The 20532-nt window shown below is 49.0% G+C and carries 15 protein-coding genes; 3 read left to right on the top strand and 12 right to left on the bottom strand.

What is annotated here, in order from left to right:
* Positions 1-84 precede the first annotated feature (84 nt).
* The 6 genes from pta to HMPREF2726_RS08955 all read right to left on the bottom strand — a co-directional run bounded on the left by pta (position 85) and on the right by HMPREF2726_RS08955 (position 7575).
* On the bottom strand, positions 85-1587 hold the full coding sequence (gene pta / locus HMPREF2726_RS08980) for a phosphate acetyltransferase (RefSeq protein ID WP_009311575.1): 1503 nt from the start codon (positions 1585-1587) through the stop codon (positions 85-87).
* A 796-nt stretch (positions 1588-2383) separates the two neighbouring features.
* The gene (locus HMPREF2726_RS08975) at positions 2384-3790 is read right to left on the bottom strand and encodes a dihydrolipoyl dehydrogenase (protein ID WP_009311576.1); all 1407 of its coding nucleotides are present in this window, start codon (positions 3788-3790) and stop codon (positions 2384-2386) included.
* A gap of 252 nt (positions 3791-4042) precedes the next feature.
* Positions 4043-4780: a redoxin family protein gene (locus tag HMPREF2726_RS08970; RefSeq protein WP_070603059.1), complete on the bottom strand. Its 738-nt coding sequence runs from the start codon at positions 4778-4780 to the stop codon at positions 4043-4045.
* Between the two features lie 188 nt (positions 4781-4968).
* Positions 4969-5739 carry a 1-acylglycerol-3-phosphate O-acyltransferase gene (locus HMPREF2726_RS08965; RefSeq protein ID WP_049227839.1) on the bottom strand — a complete coding sequence of 257 codons (771 nt, stop codon included), beginning with the start codon at positions 5737-5739 and terminating at the stop codon, positions 4969-4971.
* Positions 5740-5839: 100 nt separating this feature from the next.
* Entirely contained in the window at positions 5840-6667 is an 828-nt protein-coding gene (mutM, locus tag HMPREF2726_RS08960; protein WP_070603058.1) for a bifunctional DNA-formamidopyrimidine glycosylase/DNA-(apurinic or apyrimidinic site) lyase, read from the bottom strand.
* 248 nt (positions 6668-6915) lie between these two features.
* A complete protein-coding gene (locus HMPREF2726_RS08955; protein ID WP_003763410.1) occupies positions 6916-7575 on the bottom strand; it encodes a class I SAM-dependent methyltransferase in 660 nt (219 codons plus the stop codon).
* Between the two features lie 209 nt (positions 7576-7784).
* On the opposite strand from HMPREF2726_RS08955, the gene HMPREF2726_RS08950 reads away from it, so the two are divergent.
* Positions 7785-9917, top strand: coding sequence for a LysM peptidoglycan-binding domain-containing protein (locus tag HMPREF2726_RS08950; protein ID WP_009311580.1), 2133 nt, complete (start codon positions 7785-7787; stop codon positions 9915-9917).
* 336 nt (positions 9918-10253) lie between these two features.
* On the opposite strand, the gene yciA is transcribed toward HMPREF2726_RS08950, so the two are convergent.
* Both yciA and HMPREF2726_RS08940 read right to left on the bottom strand, forming a co-directional pair.
* Positions 10254-10691, bottom strand: coding sequence for an acyl-CoA thioester hydrolase YciA (gene yciA / locus HMPREF2726_RS08945; RefSeq protein ID WP_003759083.1), 438 nt, complete (start codon positions 10689-10691; stop codon positions 10254-10256).
* Between the two features lie 150 nt (positions 10692-10841).
* Complete coding sequence (locus HMPREF2726_RS08940; protein WP_009311581.1) at positions 10842-11714, bottom strand: NAD(P)-dependent oxidoreductase; 873 nt, start codon at positions 11712-11714, stop codon at positions 10842-10844.
* Positions 11715-12261: 547 nt separating this feature from the next.
* On the opposite strand from HMPREF2726_RS08940, the gene HMPREF2726_RS08930 reads away from it, so the two are divergent.
* Entirely contained in the window at positions 12262-13551 is a 1290-nt protein-coding gene (locus HMPREF2726_RS08930) for a DUF2931 family protein (RefSeq protein WP_036529079.1), read from the top strand.
* Positions 13552-13680: 129 nt separating this feature from the next.
* Here the strand turns inward: HMPREF2726_RS08930 and HMPREF2726_RS08925 are convergent, their stop codons facing one another.
* The 4 genes from HMPREF2726_RS08925 to HMPREF2726_RS08910 all read right to left on the bottom strand — a co-directional run bounded on the left by HMPREF2726_RS08925 (position 13681) and on the right by HMPREF2726_RS08910 (position 18780).
* Entirely contained in the window at positions 13681-14979 is a 1299-nt protein-coding gene (locus HMPREF2726_RS08925) for an adenylosuccinate synthase (RefSeq protein ID WP_009311584.1), read from the bottom strand.
* A 105-nt stretch (positions 14980-15084) separates the two neighbouring features.
* Positions 15085-16236, bottom strand: coding sequence for an ATP phosphoribosyltransferase regulatory subunit (locus HMPREF2726_RS08920; protein ID WP_009311585.1), 1152 nt, complete (start codon positions 16234-16236; stop codon positions 15085-15087).
* Between the two features lie 424 nt (positions 16237-16660).
* Positions 16661-17509: an RnfABCDGE type electron transport complex subunit B gene (locus HMPREF2726_RS08915; protein ID WP_009311586.1), complete on the bottom strand. Its 849-nt coding sequence runs from the start codon at positions 17507-17509 to the stop codon at positions 16661-16663.
* 149 nt (positions 17510-17658) lie between these two features.
* Positions 17659-18780 carry a porin gene (locus HMPREF2726_RS08910; RefSeq protein WP_009311587.1) on the bottom strand — a complete coding sequence of 374 codons (1122 nt, stop codon included), beginning with the start codon at positions 18778-18780 and terminating at the stop codon, positions 17659-17661.
* 499 nt (positions 18781-19279) lie between these two features.
* Here HMPREF2726_RS08910 and HMPREF2726_RS08905 point away from each other — a divergent pair, with 499 nt between their 5' ends.
* Positions 19280-20416: a polyamine ABC transporter substrate-binding protein gene (locus tag HMPREF2726_RS08905; protein ID WP_070603056.1), complete on the top strand. Its 1137-nt coding sequence runs from the start codon at positions 19280-19282 to the stop codon at positions 20414-20416.
* Positions 20417-20532 lie beyond the last annotated feature (116 nt).

Genomic DNA, 20532 nt, shown 5'->3' with positions numbered 1-20532 from the left:
AAGTTAATCCACTATAAAAAGGTCGTCTGAAACCTTATTGATAAGTTTTCAGACGACCTGTGTTTACTTTAAAAATTCAAGTAATCAGCCAGCCATTTGTTTTGCCTGAACCGCTGTCAGGGCGATGGTGAAGACGATGTCTTCTACCAATGCGCCGCGGGAGAGGTCGTTGACCGGTTTGCGCAAACCTTGCAACAGAGGGCCGACGCTCAGGACGTTGGCGCTGCGTTGTACGGCTTTGTAGGTGCAGTTGCCGGTGTTGAGGTTTGGGAAAATCAGGACGGTTGCCTGACCGGCGACGGTGCTTTCAGGGGCTTTGGTTTTGCCGATTTCAGGCACGGTAGCCGCATCGTATTGCAGCGGGCCGTCGATTTCCAAGTCCGGGCGTTTTTCTTTCGCCAGTTTGGTCGCTTCAATCACGGCATCGACATCAGGGCCGCTGCCTGAGTTGATGGTAGAGTAAGAAATCATGGCAACTTTTGGCGGAATACCGAAGGCTTTGGCGGTATCGGCGGATTGGATGGCGATATCGGCAAGCTGTTCGGGTGTCGGATTCGGGTTGACCGCGCAGTCGCCGAAGACGAGGACTTGGTTGGGCAGCAGCATGAAGAATACGCTGGACACGAGGCTGGCGCCCGGTGCGGTTTTAATCAGTTGCAAAGCGGGGCGGATGGTGTTGGCGGTAGTATGAACGGCGCCGGATACCAAGCCGTCCACGTCGTTTTGCGCCATCATCATGGTGCCGAGGACGACGGTGTCTTGCAGTTGTTTGCGGGCATCTTCAGGGGTCAGACCTTTGGATTTGCGCAATTCGCACATCGGCTCGACGTATTGTTCGATCAATGTAGCGGGATCGACGATTTCCAAAGAGTCAGGCAGGTTGATGCCGCGTTCTTTGGCAACGGCTTCAACTTCTTCGCGTTTGGCAAGCAAGACGCAGCGGGCAATGCCTTTTTCGTGGCAGATGGCGGCTGCGGCGACGGTACGCGGTTCTGCACCTTCAGGCAGGACGATGCGCATATCGGCTTTGCGGGCAAAATCAATCAGGTTGTAACGGAATTGAGCGGGAGAAAGGCGGGAGGCTTCGCGTTTTGCCAACGCAGATACGTCTTTGAGCGCGCTGCTTGAGCCGTAGAACGTCAGTCCGGTCAGGCGGGCGACTTCTTCGCCTACGGATGCTGCCGCGCCTTCAATAATGAAGCCTTCCAAAAGACCCGGTGCGTTGGTATAAAGCTGTTTGGCAAGGTTGATTCGGTGTGCCGCTTCGGCTGCGTCGGCATTGTCGGATTGCAATGCCAAGACTACGCCTGCATCCAAAGACAGCGCCAGCTCGACGTTTTTGCCGGAGAGGAAGAGTTTGTCCGCATCGGGGGCAATGCCTTCGATAACAAGTTTGTCGGTATTGAGTGCGACGGCTTTGCCGACCACAGCGTCAAACCAGTCGTCGCTTTTGCCTTGCGCCAACAGGGTTTCGGCGGATGCGTCGAGCGGTTGGAAAACTTGCGCGCCCAAAGCTTGGGCAAAGGCTTTGCTTGCTGCTGCCACGTCCAAACCGGCGGATACCGGAGCGACCAATAATTTAGCCATGATATGTGTCCTTTCTATTTGGAGGTTGTCCGTCTTGGAGGTTGCCCGTCGCCGCCGTGATGCGGACGTAACGGCAATGGCTTAATACTAACAAACAAATTGCGTTTCCAACAAGGTTAAATGTTAATGGATTGAGCGAAAATGCAATGGATTTTTAAGAAACGCTTAGAAAGCCGGTTAAAATTACCCCCCCTTTCCTTTTAATCTTTCCTGATTACTGCGGACAATGCCGTTTGAAATGAAAAAAGCCAAGCCCTGTAACATACAGAACCCAGCTGATAGCAACCATCTGAACAGGTTTTAATGAATACTCAAGATTTAAAGGATTCTTACCTTCAAATTCGAGTTTTCAGACGACCTCCCGTTTCGGCAACCAAATCTGCCGTAGGTCAGATTCTTGAATCTGACATCTCCATCTGCAACAACGCGTAAAGAAAATAGAAACATCAAATATTCGTCGGATACAAGCCGTAGGTCAGATTCTCGAATCTGACATCTCCCTCTGCCATAACACGTAAAGAAAACAGAAACATCAAATATTCGTCGGATACAAATATCCGAACTACACATTACACAGCAATGACGCCGCAACTGATTTTATAGTGGATTAAAATCACAATGATACGGCGTTGGCTCGCCTTGACGTACTACCTGTACGCCTTGCGGCTCGCTGTCTTGTCTCATTTTTATTTTAACCCACTATATTTCGCAACGCAAAGACAAAAAGGTCGTCTGAAAACCTTAAATCAGGTTTTCAGACGACCTTTCACTCTAGCAGACTGATTAAGTCAACCCATCAAGCCTGTTTCAACTTCGCATCGGCATCGCGCAACGCGGTGCGCAGACCTTCCTCGATAACGGGATGGTAGAACGGCATATCCAGCATTTGCGGAACGGTCATCTTCATTTGATGCGCCCATGCCAACAGGTGCGCCAAATGTTCGGCGGCCGGGCCTAAGATTTCCGCGCCGATGAAGCGGCCGGTGGCTTTTTCGGCATACAGGCGCATATGGCCTTTGTTTACCAACATCACGCGGCTGCGGCCTTGGTTTTTGAACGATACTTCACCGATGACAAATTCGTCGGGTTGGTATTGCGCGGCAACCTGCGCGTATTTCAAACCGATAAAACCGATTTGCGGATTGGTGAACACCACGCCGATGGTACTGCGGCGCAAACCGCCGCCGATATTCGGGTAGCGGCCTGCATTGTCGCCGGCAATCTTGCCTTGGTCGGCAGCTTCGTGCAGCAACGGCAGTTGGTTGGACGCGTCGCCCGCGATGAAGATATGCGGAATGCTGGTCTGCATGGTCAGCGGATCGGCAACGGGTACGCCGCGCGCGTCTTTTTCGATATTGATGTTTTCCAAACCGATATTGTCAACGTTCGGACGGCGGCCTACGGCTGCCAGCATATATTCGGCAACAAATACGCCTTTTTCGCCGTCCTGCTCCCAATGAACCTCTACATTGCCGTCCGTATCGAGTTTGACCTCGGTTTTAGCATCCAGATGCAGTTTCAATTCTTCGCCGAACACGGCTTTCGCTTCGTCTGAAACGACAGGGTCGGAAATGCCGCCGATGATGCCGCCCAAGCCGAAAATTTCGACTTTCACGCCCAAACGGTGCAATGCCTGACCCAGTTCCAAACCGATAACGCCCGGTCCGAACACGGCAACGCTCTTAGGCAGCGTATCCCATGAAAAAACGTCGTCGTTGATAATCAAACGGTCGCCCAAAGACTGCCACTGCGGTAGGATAACGGGACGAGAGCCAGTAGCAATCACAAAGCTTTTTGCCGTGATTTGGGTATGGTCGTCGATTTGGACGGTATTCTCGTCGATAAATTTAGCCGAACCCATAATGCGCTTGTCGGCAGGCCATTCTTCCACATCGGCAACAACAAAGCCGACAAAACGGTCACGCTCGGATTTGACGCGCTGCATCACTTCTTCGCCGTTGACGACGATGCTGTCTTTGTCCAAATGCACGCCGAACGGGTCGGTATGCAATGCGTGATGGCGCGCCTCTGCGGCGGCAATCAAGAGTTTGGAAGGCATACAGCCCACGCGCGCGCAGGTCGTGCCGAACACGTTGTTTTCAATCAGGTAAACATTATCCGAATGTAAACGGGCATTGCGAAACGCGCCCATGCCGGCAGTACCGCCGCCAATCACGACGACATCTGCTTGAATTTTTTTCATAATCTTTGTCCTTTTTTGTTGAGCGTCCGAAGCGGTATCAGCGTGAAGCGTATCAGGTTTTCAGACGATCTATTTAATAAACTATCAAAAATAAAAAATCGATAACTATTTTTAAAATCTCGATTTAAAACAATAATCTCAAATTCTACTTGTAAATATAGAGCTATTCAGAACGACCGTGTAGCGTATCGTCTGAATAACTCTATTTTTCTGTTCAGACAGCTTTTTCAAACCGTCTTAAGCATCAGGCAATTAGTTTTTAGCCAAGTAAGCTTCCAAATCTTCGCTGCCGCCAATGTATTTGCCGCCGATGAAGACTTGAGGAGCAGTCATCTTGCCGGTAATGGCGCGAATGGAAGTAACAGTTGCATCTTTGCCCAATACGATTTCTTCGTAAGACAGACCTTTGTCTTGCAGAGCTTTTTTAGCTTTAGCGCAGAATTGGCAGCCGGGTTTGGTGAAGATGGCAACAGACTCTTGAGCTTTCCAGTCAGGAGCGATGAATTTCAACATAGTGTCAGCGTCAGACACTTTGAAAGGATCACCCGGCTCTTCAGGCTCGATGAACATTTTTTCAACCACGCCGTCGTTAACCAGCATAGAGTAACGCCAAGAGCGTTTGCCGAAGCCCAAGTCTTCTTTGCCGACCAGCATGCCCATGCCTTCGGTGAATTCGCCGTTGCCATCAGGAATCATGTAGATGTTGTCAGCTTCTTCTTCGGCAGCCCAAGCGTTCATCACGAAAGTATCGTTTACAGATACGCAGTAAATTGCGTCAACACCGTTTTCTTTGAACGCGCCGAACAATTCGTTGTACCGCGGCAGGTGGGAAGAAGAACAAGTCGGAGTAAATGCGCCGGGCAGAGAGAATACGACTACTTTTTTACCTTTGAACAAGTCATCAGTGGAAACATCTTTCCAAGTGTCGCCCACGCGGGTACGGAATACGACGGAAGGTACTTTTTGACCGGTACGATCTTGCAAAGCCATTTTGGATCTCCTTGAAATTTTAGGTTTAGGGAATGATACGAGTGAATGTGTGCATTCTAGCGCAGGGAGTTTGATTTGTATAATTTATAGTTCAAATAATATTAATTACCTGAAGCTATGAAACCCAACCTGCGAACGTTCCATTTAAATAGAGGTCGTCTGAAAGAAAACAAGCCCCTGGCCTGGAATTATTTTTCGGAATCGTGTGCGTCGGACAATACGACTTCGCGGATGCTGCTTTCTACTTTGTCTTTCAACATAAAGCGGTCTTCGTCTTTGCCGGGGCGAATCGGGGCGGCAAAATCGATACGGATACGCAGCTTTTTCATGGAAACGATGCGCCAAAGTGAGCGCACCAAATCGACTTGTGCATAAGACGGCACAGTCGTCCTTTTACCGGCATCATCATAATAGCGCAGCGTAACTGCCTGAACAGGCGCGTCGGCATCGATGGCGGATTGGAAGAGCGCGGCTTTGAACGGCAAAATATCCAAGCCCAAAGAAGTCCGCGCTTCGGGGAAAAAGCTGACATTCTGCCCGGCTTTCAACGCGGCGCAAATGGCTTGGTTAATCGGCTCGACATCGCGTCGGGAATTTCGGTTGATAAACACCGTGCCTGCGTTTTGCCCCATTTTGCCCAAGACCGGCCAGTCTTTGATTTCCTGCTTGGCGATAAAGCTGCTCGGATACACCGCACTCATGGCGAAAATATCCAGCCAAGACACATGGTTTGCCGCCACCAAAACACCCTTCACATTATCCGCGGGCGGCGTGCCGATTTCCAATTCGACATCCAAGGCTTCCAGCGCGCCTTTGCCCAGAGTAATGACCGCATAATCGCGTTCGGCAGGATTGCCGGCATCGATACGGCGCAAATGCCTTCCGGTTCGGAACAGCCATCCTGCCAAGCGGAACAATCTGCCCAAACGGGTAAAAAACGGGGCTTTTTGTGAGTGCATAACTGTTTTTCTTTTCGTATTAAATGTGTATCAAATCATAGCAATAACGTTTTCAGACGACCCAGATGACAAAGAGGTCGTCTGAAAACAGGTTCATACATTATTTTTGGCAGTTCGGACAATAAAACGTTCCGCGCTGCCCCAAAACTTCTTTCTGCACCAAACCGCCGCAACGGACGCAGGGTTCGTTGTGCCTGCCGTACACCGTATATTCCTGCTGGAAATAGCCGCTTTTGCCGTCGCTGTTGACGAAGTCGCGCAACGTACTGCCGCCGGTTTCAATCGCGCGCTGTAACACCGCTTTAATCGTTTCTACCAAGACAGCGCATTCTTTTTTCTTAACCTTCTCCGCAGGGCGGTGCGGCGAGATGCCCGATTTAAACAGGCTTTCGTTCGCATAAATATTGCCCACGCCGACCACGACGGCATTGTCCATCAGAGCCAGCTTGACCGCGCGTTTTTGTGTTTTAAATTTTTGGTACAGATAATCGGAGGAGAAGTCGTCTGAAAGTGGCTCGGGGCCCAGCTTCTCAAGGAGCGGATGATGCTCCGCAATGCCTTCATACCACAGAATCGCGCCGAACTTACGCGGGTCGTGATAGCGCAATACCGTTCCGTCCGCAAACACAATGTCCGCATGGTCGTGTTTGTCGGGATGGTCAATCCGCGCATCGCCGTCCGTAAAAATCCTCAGACTGCCCGACATGCCTAAATGAATCAACAAGATACCCGTTGCAAAACCGATAACCAAATATTTCGCCCGCCGACGGCAGCTCAACACCTCCTGCCCCGCCAAAAGCTCCGCCAACTGCAGATTGACCTGCCAGCGCAGCTTGGTTTGGCGCAACACGACATCCACCACCTTTTTACCTTGAATATGCGGGCTGATACCGCGCAACGTCGTTTCCACCTCAGGCAATTCCGGCATTTTTCTTTATCCTCAAGCTAATACAGTCAACATCGCCTTTTTCAGACGACCTAAGATTCTACCGATGCCAACACAGCCTGACAATTTGCAACCAATCGGCTTTACAGGCAGAAAGCAGCAAATTCAAGGCAGAATGACAAATGTAGAAGAGGCTATATTTATGGAGTCAAACCTCTCGTTTTCAAATGTTCAGCCTCAAAAGGTCGTCTGAAAACCAGTCATGCCGGTTTTACCCAACACCAAATTTCTCAATCCGAAATCCGCGCCGCGCCCAAAGCCACCGTCTGCGTTCCCAATATTTTTTCAAACTCCGGCAACGGCGTTACCCCCGCCATACGCTTGACCAAAACCAAACCGTACACCGCCGCGCACTGCGGCCACCACCTGTCCCCCGCCTTCTCCATAAAACGCCAAAACCGCAGCCCCTTTTGCGAATTCACAGCAGGCAGGTACACCATAAACTTTCCGAATTCCACCTCAAAATCCAAATCCCCCAACCGCTGCTTCAAAGCCGGCAAAGTCAGGCAATGCTCCTTTTTAGGCAAACGCGCTCCATCAAACCACTTGCTGAAAAACCACAAAGATTTCGGATTAAACCCCGTCAAAACCAACCGCCCTTCAGGTTTCAACACCCTGGACGCTTCATGCAGCACTTGCGTCAGCGCGGCAGTCTCATGACTGTGCGGCATCAGCAGCACATCAATAGAATGACTCTCCCAAGCCATAGCGTCCGCCGTCATCAATACATCACGGGGTACGGCAACCACGTTTTCAGACGACCTTAACCATTGACCGCCTTGTTGGACAACGGTCTGTCCGTCAAAATATTGCAAATGCCGCTCAAAAAAAGCAGCCTCGTTCTGAGCAACATAACGCCCCATAGCCGTATCTTCAAACCATACATCCATAGTCGTTATCCTATTAACTGTTTCATGCGTTCATTTCTACTGTCCGATAGAAAAATACAATGCAATCGCCGTATTTATGCCACAGATTTTAACATTAAGACCCAAGCATATGTAAATTTCACCCCCTTTACCTTGACGGCTACATCTTCAAACAGTACCATCGGGTAGACTAAATTTAACCTTATATCATTGATAATTATTGATTCATCATGGCAAAACTTAAAACCATCGCACTTACCATTTCAAGTTTATCCGCAGCTTCCGGCGCAGCATACGCTCAAAATGCCACACCAGATCAAGTAGGTATGGCAATGATGCGCCTCAATTCCTCTCTTTTGGATCAAGCCAAAGCGCAAACTTTCGGAACGGGCAGCCTTTGGGCATCGTTGCGCAAGGATTTCCGTATGAACGAGGTCAATTCCGAACTTGTTCGCCGCCATGAGAGCAAATTCGCTGCCAATAGTGCCTACTTCGACCGCACCATTACCCGCAGCAAACCCTATATGTACCATATTGCCAACGAAGTCAGAAAACGCAATATGCCTGCCGAAATCGCATTGCTGCCGTTTATCGAAAGCGCATTCGTTACCAAAGCAAAATCACATGTCGGCGCATCTGGTCTGTGGCAGTTTATGCCTGCAACGGGTCGCCACTACGGCTTGGAAAAAACCCCTTTGTATGATGGCCGTCACGATGTCTACGCAGCAACTGACGCAGCATTGAATTACCTGCAATACCTGCACGGATTATTCGGCGACTGGTCCCTTGCACTGGCTGCCTACAACTGGGGCGAAGGTAATGTCGGCCGTGCCGTCAATCGGGCGCGCGCGCAAGGTTTGGAGCCGATTTACGAAAATCTGCGCATGCCTGACGAAACACGGAATTACGTTCCCAAACTCTTGGCCGTACGCAATATCGTTGCCAACCCGCAAACTTTCGGCATGAATATTACCGAAATCAACAATCAGCCGTATTTCAAATCCCTGAGCATCGACAAGCCGATTGACAACAGCACTATCGCCCGCTTCGCCAACATCAGCGAAAGCGAATTGCTGACACTCAATCCGGGATTCAATGCACCTGTATTCATCCCGAAAAACAATCGCCGCCTGTTGCTGCCTGTTGATTCTGTGGCTTCTTTCGAGAAAAACTACCGAAACGCAAATCCCGATACTTTGTTGTCTTGGAACGTATACACATCTCGAAACAATACCAGCTTGAACGCCATCGCAGCAGAAACCGGCATGAGCGTTGCCGAAATCAAACGACTGAACGGCTTGGGAAATAACTCCCTGTCTTCCGACCGCAGTATTTTGGTAGCCAAGAATAAAGCAGCGAATTCGGCGACACCTGATACACTCTCATTCATCGATGTTGATAACAGACCGGATACTTACCGTTCCAATATGCCGGAAATGGCACCTATTAAAACGGCAAAAGCAAATATTCCTACAATGGATTTTGCCAACATTAAACCCGTTGCAGCAGTACCAACAGATTATGTAGCCCTTGGCAAAAAAGCAGTATCCGAAACTGCTGTCGCTCAATCAGCTCCTGTTGGCGGAGAAAGCAAAATTGCCTCTGCAACTCCTACTACCGTTGCCAAAGCAGACATCACAACCACACCTGCAACCACCGTTCAAACCAACTCTTCAGCAGATTTGGCATCGGCAAATGTCAAAGAAGAGCGTATTCCTGAAGTGTTTGCCCAATTGTCTCAAGCTGAAAGCAAGCCTGCCGTTGTCGAGCAAACTGTCGCAAATACAACTACTGAGCTGACTACTGCTCAAGCTGCTCCGACACAAGCTGCTGAAACAGCCGATGAACTGATGGCGTTGGTAGATTCAAATCTTCGTACTCAAACTGAAAATGTAGCAGTCGCGCAAGCCTCCAGCGAACACAATATCGCATCTGACGCAGTCAAAGCGCGTAGCGAGCGTATTGCCGCCAATACCGCCAAACAACAAAGCCGCACTGAGGCACGTTTGGCCCGTGCGGGCAATCAGCAGCAATCTCAAACCGCAGGTGCGGGCATGCACCGTGTAGCCGATGGCGATACGCTGTTTAATATCTCTCGTCGTTACAATTTGAGCGTTGCTGACTTGATTATTGCCAACAACATCAAAGGCAATAACATCCGTAAAGGCCAGCTGTTGCGTGTGACCGCAGCGCCCGCCAAAACTCGAAACAGCATCCGAAACGTTTCTTATACCGTTCGCAGAGGCGACACTTTAAATACCATCGCCAACCGATTCAACGTAGATGTAAACGATATCCGCCGCTGGAATCGAAATACCAATGGCGTGACACCCGGTCAACGTTTGAAATTAATCGGCAGTTAAGATTACTCTTCATGAAAAAGTCGTCTGAAATTTTCAGACGACTTTTTATTTGCCATAAAATTCAATTTTCCCCGCATCATCACTACGCCTCCTTAAAGAGAAAGTTTTTAGTGAATAATATAGTGGCTTAACTTTAAACCGACGGCGTTACCTCGCCTTAGTTCAAAGAGAACGATTCCTCTAAGGTGCTGAAGCACCAAAGTGAATCGGTTCTGTACTGTCTGTACTGTGCGGCTTCGTCGCCTTGTCCTGATTTAAATTTAATCCACTATAACGTTTCATCTCAATGTCAAATTAAAAAGGTCGTCTGAAATCCGTTTTCAGACGACCTTTTGCTTAAATCAAACCTTCCAGTTTTGGGTTACCCTCTTTCGGAATCGGGCGTTTGTTACCTTCACTATCAATGGCGACATAAGTGAAGACAGCCTCTGTCACGAGTTGACGATCCTCAGTAAGATGATCGTTCATCAATGTTTTTACCCAAACCTCGATTTTCAGTTGCAACGAAGTATTACCCACGCTCACGCAGCGGCCGTAGCAACAGACGACATTCCCCACTTTCACAGGACGGATGAAATTCATTTCCTGAACAGCTACGGTGACAATACGGCCTTGTGCGATTTCCGCCGCCAAAATACCGCCACCCAAATCCATTTGCGACATAATCCAGCCGCCGAAAATATCTTGATTGGGATTAGTGTCGCGCGGCATGGCAACGGTGCGCAGCAAAAGCTCGCCTTGTGGTTTAGTGTGTTGTTTTTCATTTTGCGTCATGGGAAATATCCTTTTTAGAGGTGCAGCTAGTGTGAAGTTGAAAACTGATTAAAGCAGTGTGGGATGATTGCCTGCGATAACAAGGTCGTCTGAAAACTTCTATACTGTTTTCAGACGACCTTGAGCCCATATTCTGAGACAACGCTATTTCTAACGTTCTGCCAATTTCAAATAAACGCCGGCAACGTCTTGCTCTCCGTAACCTGCCGTTACCGCTTGGCGGTAATTTTCAGCAACGGTTTCGACGGCAGGCAGCGGCTTACCGGCTTGCTCCAGCTCTTTGACCGCCAGATTAAGGTCTTTGGAAGCGTGTTTGAGTGCGAAGGCAGGTGGGAATTCACGGTTTGCCCACAGCGATTTTTTGGTTTGGAACATAGGCGAATCCATAGCGGAATTACCGATGGCTTCGATAATGGTATCCGTATCGACACCAAACTGTTGGGCCATCAGCATAGCCTCGCTGTATGCTTCGCCGAAAATACCCAGCAGGGAGTTCAGCACGAGTTTTGCGCCCGAACCTTTCCCTACCCCACCGAAATGGAAAGTTTGCTTACCGACAATGGAAAACACTTTTTGCAGAGGCGTTAAAACACTTTCTTCTCCGCCAAACAAAATCAGCAACGTACCGTTGGTAGCAGGACCGACCGAACCGGAAACAGGCGCTTCTGCAAACTGACCGCCCGCAGCTTCGACCAATTCTTTAATGGCAAGATTTTCAGAAGGAGCAATAGTGCTCATATTGACAATAATTTTGCCCGCAAGCTCCTTGCGAACCTCTTCACTCAAAATATTGCGCACAGCCGCGAAGTCGGAAACCATCAGAAAAATAACGGGATAAGCGCGGATAAGATCGATAGTGCTTGCGTACACTTTCGCGCCTTTATTGGCAAGGTCGGCGGTTTTATCGGGCGAACGGTTATAAACACCGACTTCGATACCGGAGCTCAAAAGCCGCGTTACCATCGGATTACCCATTTGACCCAAGCCTATCCAGCCGATTTGCGTGTATTCGTTTGTTGACATTGTGTTTGCTCCTTTGTTTGTCTTGCCGTGCAATCATATAGGTTTACAGGTCGTCTGAAAAGTTTTTCAGAGGGTTGGATGAAGTATTTATATAGATATGAACGAAATCGCCTTTCGTTTAATAATGTATAATGCATCTATTTTTCATACAAACGCTGTCAATCAGGTCTAAATGATGGAAAAAGGTCGTCTGAAAAACTGAAATATCGTTTTCAGACAACCTCACTCATAGTGTTCAATCACTGCTAACAGCAGCATGGAGATAATTTTTAAATTTGATAATGAAAACCTTGAAAAAATTTAAACGGGCGGAGATATGGGATATTGGGTGTTAGCGCTTCAAGTATTTTGGGAAGAAATTGGCAAATATGCGTTTTTTCTAATTATCAATGCCTACTGCATCATCAGAATGTATCAAAACCATCATTGGAAATATTGCGCAGTTATTTTTATTTTGCTCAATGGCTGGGTAATTTACAGATATTGGATGGAAATCATTAACTCTTATCTATATTGGAATCAATAGATTAGTCAACAGGTCGTCTGAATGAAACACAAGAAAACAAATATCCTTTTAGGAATAGTAGCAGCAGGCTATCTCAGTATTGCATTGGCAAATACAGGATTAAACAGAATGATTGAAGGCAACAGCAATCCCGAACAGGGAGAAGGCATGGTTTGGGGAATTACGATGGCAGATGCAATATTGGTTAACGCCACACCAGAAAATTCTTCATATTTAACATTGGATGCAGAAGCAATAGATGTATCAAATAAGTACAGTTCTGATTTTTATTTGCAGAACGGAACAGTATTGCGAAATTTCTTTGGTACGGGTTCTATATGGGGAAGAGGAGGGTATTTGGGAAGAACGGCAGAGTTTGATTTACTTCCCGAAAGGCTGACTTTTACCTATTCCTCTCAGTTTGAAAATAAATTTTATCAGTTGGATGAAGCCCTTCCAACCGACAAGATACGTCCTATGATGGCAAAAAGTTACAGGGTATTCAATAATGCAGTAGAGGACACAGAAACTCCGCAATATGAATCTCCCAATGATTTTGAATTGGCTGTTGCTCCTGACGGCTGGGTGACGCTGAACCTTACCAATGTATTTATTCGCAAGGAATTGATGTCCTGGCAGGCAAAAGAAATCATGCCTTCTGTGGAAGAGGCTGCCAAACATCATTTCAATGAAATATGGTATTACAGAGTCGCACGTTTTCACAATCTTGAAGAACGGAAAGAATACTTAGACAGCGTCCGTAAAGAACACCCCAATTTCTATCACACTTATATAGATGGACCCAAAAAGGTGAGTGCGGAGTGGTACAAACAGATGCAAACGAAATATCCATGGAATTTGGAAGTTGAAGTCGATGGAGGGGAATGGAACGGCGAATACTATATGGAATTCGCTAATACGGAGCGCTGGACGGCTATCGGTAAGGAGAGGGTAGAAGAAGAGAAGAAGGCAATGAAGGCGATGCCAACTTACATCAAGATATGGTTAATAGACAAAGAAACGGGTAATCGGTGGGGCATCAGATTGCATCCATTTAAGACTGAAGAACAAGAGCAGAATGATTATAAAATCATATACGATGATGCTCGACTAAACGGGTTATACAAGATATTTCAACAGGCGTTCCCCGGAAGGACTCGAGCGCATAATATCAGTACACCTTCAATAAATCAGTTTGCCACGTTGAAATTGAAATTTGATGATCACTTTGAATTGACCGAAGCATATCTTCAAAAAGATGGACAAAAATTTGTATTGCCAGATGCTGAAATCCATCAACGTTACGAAATCAACAATACTGCTTATTACTAAGGAAATCATGAATATAGGAAAATAATCGGCAAAGAAAACCACATTTCATGACTGCCGATTGACGTCAGGCCTATACAAAAAGGTCGTCTGAAAACCCAAGTGTTCAGACGACCTTTTACAATCAAACCATTATGCGAACGGATGATGCAAAACGATGGTTTCTTCGCGGTCAGGACCGGTAGAGACGATGGCTACCGGCGCACCGCAGACTTCTTCGATGCGTTTCAAATATGCTTTGGCATTGGCAGGCAATGCGTCGTAGCTTTTCACGCCGACAGTCGATTCGCTCCAGCCGGGCATGGTTTCGTAAATCGGCTTGCAGGTTTCTACCGCATCGGAACCGCAAGGCAGGATGTCGGTTTTGCTGCCGTCGGGCAATTCGTAGCCAACGCAGATATTGATGGTTTCAATGCCGTCCATCACGTCCAGTTTGGTGATACACATACCGGAAATGCCGTTGACTTGGATGGAGCGTTTCAACGCAGCGGCATCAAACCAACCGCAACGGCGTGCGCGGCCGGTTACGGAGCCGAATTCGTGTCCGCGTTCCGCCAAACCTGCGCCTACTTCGTCGAACAATTCAGTCGGAAACGGGCCTGAACCGACGCGCGTGGTATAGGCCTTGACGATGCCTAAAACATAATCCAGCATTTGCGGACCTACGCCCGCGCCTGCGGAAGCGGCTCCTGCCAAGCAGTTGGACGAGGTAACGAAGGGGTAAGTGCCGTAATCGATGTCCAACAGCGTACCTTGTGCGCCTTCAAACAGCAGTTTTTCGCCGTTTTTGTTTTTCTCGTTCAACACACGGGATACATCGGTAATCATAGGCGTAATACGCGGCGCAACTTTTTCGATGACCGCCATCACGTCTTCCGCTTTCACCGGCTCGGCATTGTGCAGATGTTGCAGTTGGACATTGTAATAGGCAAGGACGGCATCCAGTTTTTCACGCAGTTTTTCAGGATGCAGCAAATCGACGACGCGGATGGCGCGGCGTGCCACTTTGTCTTCGTAGGCTGGGCCGATGCCGCGACCGGTCGTGCCGATTTTGCCTTTGCCGCGCGATGCTTCGCGGGCTTGGTCAAGCGCGATGTGGTAAGGCAGGATCAGCGGACAGGTCGGCGCGATTTTCAGACGACCTTCAACGTTTTTCACGCCTGCTGCGTTCAACTCGTCGATTTCGCCCAACAATGCTTCGGGGGATACGACAACGCCTGAACCGATGAAGCAATCCAAGTTTTCATGCAGGATGCCGCTCGGAATTAGGCGCAAAATGGTTTTCTTGCCGCCGACGACCAGAGTATGACCCGCATTGTGGCCGCCTTGGAAACGCACGACACCGCTGGTTTCTTCCGCCAGCCAGTCGACGATTTTACCTTTGCCTTCATCGCCCCACTGGGCGCCGATTACTACAACATTTTTAGCCATAGCCATATAACCTATTAATATTAAAAAATTATCGTGAATCAACTTCAAACCAAGACGGCTTTGCGCCCTGCCCTGATTTGCCTTTAATCCGCTATGAATGGGTATTTAAATTTTCTCAACCTGCCAAACGCCGTCCGCCTTTTTCAGACGACCTGTCACCTCTTCCGAAGCATTGTGTCCGATACCGTAGTCGACAACGACACACTGCCCTTGTTCACGCAAGGCTTCGACTGCTTCGCGAGCCGCTTCGGCATCGTCCGCATCAACCAACACGACGGGCTGCCGCTCAATGGCGGGCAACCGTCCGATAAAGCTGCGCAAGTCGAAACTGAATCCCGTTGCCGGACGCGCACGGCCGAAATATTCGCCCAACCCGTCATAACGCCCGCCCCGAGCGACCGCGTCATGGAAATTGGAACCGTATGCGGCATACAGCAAGCCCGTGTGGTAATTGTCGACGCGCAGTTCGGATAAGTCGATATGGACTTTCTGATTCGGGAAGGCATCGCACACTGCCTGCAATTCGTCCAACGCGCTGCCGACTGCCGACAGATCCGGCAATCGTTCGCGCGCCGCAGACAACACTTCCCGTCCACCATACAGACGCGGCAGCAGCGAAAATGCTTTCGCCCACATACCGTCCAACTTCCAAGCCTTAACCTGCGCCTCGACCGCTTCGGTATCTTTATCCTGCATCAAAGCAAGCAGCGTTGAGGACTGCTCCGCATCCAAATGCGCCGCATCGGACAAAGCGCGGAATACGCCGATATGGCCCAGCGACAGCAAAACCTCGCCCATATCGGCAATCTTCATGCTTTTGAGCATCAGGTCAATCAGTTCGATATCCGCCCGTATGTCGGCGAAACCATACATCTCCGCCCCCGCCTGCAAAGGTTCGCGCATATTGAGCAAACCTTCCGGCCGCGCGTGCAACACAGGACCTGCGTAACACAATCGGTTAATCCCTTGATTGGCGGACAAAAGATGCGCATCGATACGCGCCACTTGCGGCGTAATGTCGGCGCGGATGCCCAACTGCCGACCGCTCAGCTGATCGACCACCAAAATGGTTTTTAAAGACAAACCCGCGTCAATGTGCGTCAGCAGGGAATGGCTGTATTCCATCAGCGGAGGCTGTACCAGCTCGTAACCGTTCACTCGGAACAAAGTCAACAACTGCTCTCGCGCGCTTTCCAACTGTCGGGCGTTGGTCGGCAACACATCGGCAACATGTTCGGGAAGCTGCCAAGATTGCATGGGAATCTACCTTCTATCTGTTTTTGTAAACGCAAAGGGCTGCTTGAATTTAAAACCAGACGGACACACAGCCCGCTTCTCGAAATACGCCGCGCAAACGATGCAGCGTTTCCAACAAATCTGATTTTAAATTCAAACAGCCCCTGAATGACGGCTTTAAACCGCCGAGTTATTAAAAGCAGACTTTACCATACAAAACAGTTTTGTGCAGCCTGTTTTCATACCGGACAGCCCCTGACTTTGGCGCAAATGGGATTTTGTATACGGGAAATAACATGTTTAAGAAGCATCTCAAGCAACTGGGGTATTCGCAGAAAAGGTGTTGCTTGTTATTCCTCAACGCCCCATCAATCCCATACTTGATTTAGCTTAAAGGTCGTCTGAAAACCCATTTCAGACGACCTTCAAAGTCTCTCCACCAGCCTCACCGTATTTCTTTGGCTGCCTCTTGCTCTGCTTTGTAACGGCGCAGATAGGCAAGCGCGGCGGCTTTTTCTTCTTCGTTGCCATATTTGACATCGCGTTGGGCGCGGCGCAATTCGGCGCGCTCTTTGGCCTCTTCGATTTGTCGGTTTTTGAATGCTTCGCGGTTGTCGGATGCAACCAGCTTGTCTTGTTGGGATTGGGCTTTCGCCATGGCTTTGGCAATCAAATCCATGGGATTGAAGGCAGGTTTGGCGGCAGCTTGGGTTTCGGCTTGAATTTGCGCCTGCTTGGCTTTAACGGCGGCTTCGCGCTCGGCAAGCATGGCTTTGCGTTCCGCCTCGTCGCGCGCTTTGCGTTCGGTATGCCAATCAAAGCGGCTTTGCGCGTGTTCGGCAGCGGCGAAACGCGCCTCGGAAGAGCGGCTCAGGCTGCGCGCGGCAGGGAGGTATTCCTGTTCGGAAGGTATCATGTCGATACAGTCCACCGGACAAGGCGGAAGGCAGAGTCCGCAGCCTGTGCATTCGTCGCTGATTACAGTGTGCATAAACTTGCTTGCGCCCATAATCGCATCGACAGGGCAAGCGCGGATGCAGGCGGTACAGCCGATACAGGCGGCTTCGTCTATCAAGGCGACGGCTTTGGGCTGCGTTTTGACCGGTGCAACGCGCGGCTTACCCAATAAGGCGGCAATATCCACCATCACCGCCTCTCCTCCAGGCGCGCACAAATTAACAGGCGCATCCTCATTCAGCAAAGCTTGTGCATAAGGCAGGCAGCCTTGATAGCCGCATTCTCGGCACTGAGTTTGCGGCAGCAGGCGGTTGATGGCTTGAAGGTCGGTCGGCATGGCAGATAGAGTCAAAATCGAAAGCATGTATTTTATCGGGAAACGGAATGCAGGGAAACCAAGACCAAAATAAATAAGGTCGTCTGAAAACCTCAAAATAAAGGTTTTCAGACGACCTCTTCTATTTTCTGACTATCCGTACCGCTTCATTAGAACTTATGAACCATGCCCAAAGAAACGGCTTTTTGTTCAACAGAACCTGTTTGAGTCGGCGTCAGGCGGGTTTTGCTGCCCAGTTTCATATAGCCGGCATGAGCAAGCATCAAAGTACGTTTGCTGAATTTGTAGGAGGTACCAACTACAACTTGGTCGAACTTATCGACCAGTTTCTCGCCACTGTTCACACCTTTTGCCGCCCAGCCGTGGGCGTAAGTGAGGCGTGGGGTCAGGTTGCCGAAGGTATAACCCACGGTAACGGCTGCATCGGCGACTTTGACGGCTTCATTTTTACCGGCATCGGCAGTAATGTCAGTGCCTTTGTACGTATTGAAATCATCGGTAAAGTAACCCAGATATTTATTTGCGCTTTCATGGCCTTTGGTATATTGCGCGCCTACGCCGACGAACAGGTTGTTTTTGTCGTAGTAACTCTCGATTTTAGCGATTTGCGCGGCTTTGGTTTTACCGTTCTTGTCGGTGTATGCGCCTTTGTAATGGCCATAGGCAAGATTGGTGGTGAAACCGCTGTTTTCATAAGTCAAACCGGCGGTATATTGCTCTTTGCTGGGTTGTTCGTGCTTATATTTGTCATCCGGATTGCGGTTGTCGCGCGGCGCGTAGGACGCATTGAACTTGAACCCGCCGAACGAAGGGCTGTCGTAGCGCACGGATGTGGTGCGCACACCGGTGCGGGTGTTGATGCCCAAACCCATCGCGTTGGTTTTGTACAACCAAGGGTCGATGGTATCCATCTCGTTGAGCATATTGTTCATATTGCCGACGCGTACCTTACCGAACTTGCCTTCCAAGCCGATGAAGGAATCGCGGTTGCCGAAACGCTGGCTGTTGGATTCGCCTAAAATGGAAGTGCGCTGTTCAATTTGCCAGATGGCTTTGAGGTCGTCTGAAAGTTTTTCATTGCCTTTGAAGCCGATTCGCGAGGTATTGTCATTGATACGGGTTGCGGTCGCGCTTTTTTCCGTACCTTCACTACCCTTGATTTTCACCTGTCCGGAGGTGATGGTGCTTTTGACTTGTCCGTACAGGACAACTTCGGCGGATGCTGCAAAAGGTAGGGCTGCTGCGGTTAAAGTAATCAATATTTTCTTCATGAGTCCTCCTCGAATTTTAAAATTGAGTAAAAATACCAAACTCAATCATAATGATTTATGGATTATTAGACAACTCTTTTTATCTTGAGAAAAATTATTATTTATTTCAAATATAATTTGCATTTCAACAACACGATATCGTAGGAATCTTTAATATTCATCCTTTCTGCAATTTTGTTGGCACAATCCCTATTTTTCCCTTGCCTCAAGATTGAAAATAAGGCAAGTGCAACTTTTTTCAGACGACCTTTTCGGGTCGTCTGAATATTTTTTTGTTTATGAAGAAAACCATAGCGGAAAGCAATGAAAAAACGAAGAAATTTTCCCGTCTAACCTATTGCGCCGACAGGGATTTTGCCGTTTAATGCGAACCTGCTGAATCAAGGGCCCGAGGCATATGCCGGCCGCCCCCACAGTTAACCTTTTGTATGCGGACAGTCTGCGCTTGACTGACTGCCGCCGCTGCAACAATTCCCCCTTCCACAAAAGGACTGTACCCATGAAAAAAATTTCAATGGCGGCGGCACTCATCGGCCTCGTCTTGACTGCATGTAGCGGCGGACAACAAACCGCCGCAGAATCTTCCGCCCACTCTTCGCATACTTCGTCCGACAAACTCAATATCTACAACTGGTCGGACTACGTCGATCCCGCCACGCTTGAAGCGTTCGAAAAAAATACGCATATCAACGTCCGCTACGACTACTACGACAGCAACGAAGCCCTCGAAGCCAAGCTTTTGACCGGCAAGTCCGGTTACGACCTCGTTGCGCCGTCCATTGCCAACGTCGGACGCCAAATCAAAGCCGGCGCGTATCAAAAAATCGACAAAAGCCAAATCCCGAACTACGCCAACATCGATGCCGACCTGCTTGCCATGATGGCAAAAGTCGACCCAGGCAACCAATACGCAGTCCCTTATTTCTGGGGCATCAACACGCTCGCCATCAATAAAAAACTGGTTCAAAAAGCCCTAGGGACGGAGCAGCTGCCCGAAAACGAATGGGATTTGGTGTTCAATCCCGAATACACCAAAAAGCTGAAATCCTGCGGCATCAGCTATTTTGACAGCGCCATCGAACAAATCCCGCTTGCGCTGCATTATCTAGGCAAAGACCCGAATACCGAAAACCCTGACGACATCAAAGCCGCCGTCAACATGATGAAAAAAGTGCGTCCCGACATCAAACGCTTCACTTCGTCAGGCTATATTGACGATATGGCGGCGGGCAACCTTTGCGTTTCAGTCGGTTACGGCGGCGATTTGAACATCGCCAAAACACGCGCGCAAGAAGCGAAGAACGGCGTCGAAATCGAAGTGTTAGCACCCAAAAGCGGCGTCGGCATCTGGGTGGATTCCCTGATGATTCCGCGCGATGCCCAAAACACCGCCAATGCGCACAAATACATCAACCACACGCTCGATCCCGAAGTCGCGGCGCAAAACGGCAATTTCGTTACCTACGCCCCTGCCAGCCGCCCTGCACGCGCGTTGATGGACGAGAAATATACCGGCGATGCGTCTATCTTCCCGACCAAGGAATTGATGGATAAAAGTTTCATCGTATCGCCCAAATCAACAGATGCAAGCCGCCTGAGCGTCCGCCTGTGGCAATCGTTGAAAGCAGGCAAATAGCCGTTTGATGCGTTGGAAATATAAGGTCGTCTGAAAATCAAATTTGGTTTTCAGACGACCTTTTTTACTGCTATAGAACAAATTTAAAGATTATAGTGGATTAACTTTAAACCAGT

The organism is Neisseria sp. HMSC074B07, from assembly GCF_001810355.1.
Classification (GTDB): Bacteria; Pseudomonadota; Gammaproteobacteria; order Burkholderiales; family Neisseriaceae; genus Neisseria.
The sequence above is the reverse complement of the archived record's forward strand: the minus strand, read 5'-3'. Positions and strand labels throughout refer to the sequence as shown.

Coding starts and splice junctions, on each gene's coding strand:
- pta (WP_009311575.1), bottom strand. CDS start 1,587: ATGGCTAAATTATTGGTCGCTCCGGTATCCGCCGGTTTGGACGTGGCA.
- HMPREF2726_RS08975 (WP_009311576.1), bottom strand. CDS start 3,790: ATGAAAAAAATTCAAGCAGATGTCGTCGTGATTGGCGGCGGTACTGCC.
- HMPREF2726_RS08970 (WP_070603059.1), bottom strand. CDS start 4,780: ATGGCTTTGCAAGATCGTACCGGTCAAAAAGTACCTTCCGTCGTATTC.
- HMPREF2726_RS08965 (WP_049227839.1), bottom strand. CDS start 5,739: ATGCACTCACAAAAAGCCCCGTTTTTTACCCGTTTGGGCAGATTGTTC.
- mutM (WP_070603058.1), bottom strand. CDS start 6,667: ATGCCGGAATTGCCTGAGGTGGAAACGACGTTGCGCGGTATCAGCCCG.
- HMPREF2726_RS08955 (WP_003763410.1), bottom strand. CDS start 7,575: ATGGATGTATGGTTTGAAGATACGGCTATGGGGCGTTATGTTGCTCAG.
- HMPREF2726_RS08950 (WP_009311580.1), top strand. CDS start 7,785: ATGGCAAAACTTAAAACCATCGCACTTACCATTTCAAGTTTATCCGCA.
- yciA (WP_003759083.1), bottom strand. CDS start 10,691: ATGACGCAAAATGAAAAACAACACACTAAACCACAAGGCGAGCTTTTG.
- HMPREF2726_RS08940 (WP_009311581.1), bottom strand. CDS start 11,714: ATGTCAACAAACGAATACACGCAAATCGGCTGGATAGGCTTGGGTCAA.
- HMPREF2726_RS08930 (WP_036529079.1), top strand. CDS start 12,262: ATGAAACACAAGAAAACAAATATCCTTTTAGGAATAGTAGCAGCAGGC.
- HMPREF2726_RS08925 (WP_009311584.1), bottom strand. CDS start 14,979: ATGGCTAAAAATGTTGTAGTAATCGGCGCCCAGTGGGGCGATGAAGGC.
- HMPREF2726_RS08920 (WP_009311585.1), bottom strand. CDS start 16,236: ATGCAATCTTGGCAGCTTCCCGAACATGTTGCCGATGTGTTGCCGACC.
- HMPREF2726_RS08915 (WP_009311586.1), bottom strand. CDS start 17,509: ATGCCGACCGACCTTCAAGCCATCAACCGCCTGCTGCCGCAAACTCAG.
- HMPREF2726_RS08910 (WP_009311587.1), bottom strand. CDS start 18,780: ATGAAGAAAATATTGATTACTTTAACCGCAGCAGCCCTACCTTTTGCA.
- HMPREF2726_RS08905 (WP_070603056.1), top strand. CDS start 19,280: ATGAAAAAAATTTCAATGGCGGCGGCACTCATCGGCCTCGTCTTGACT.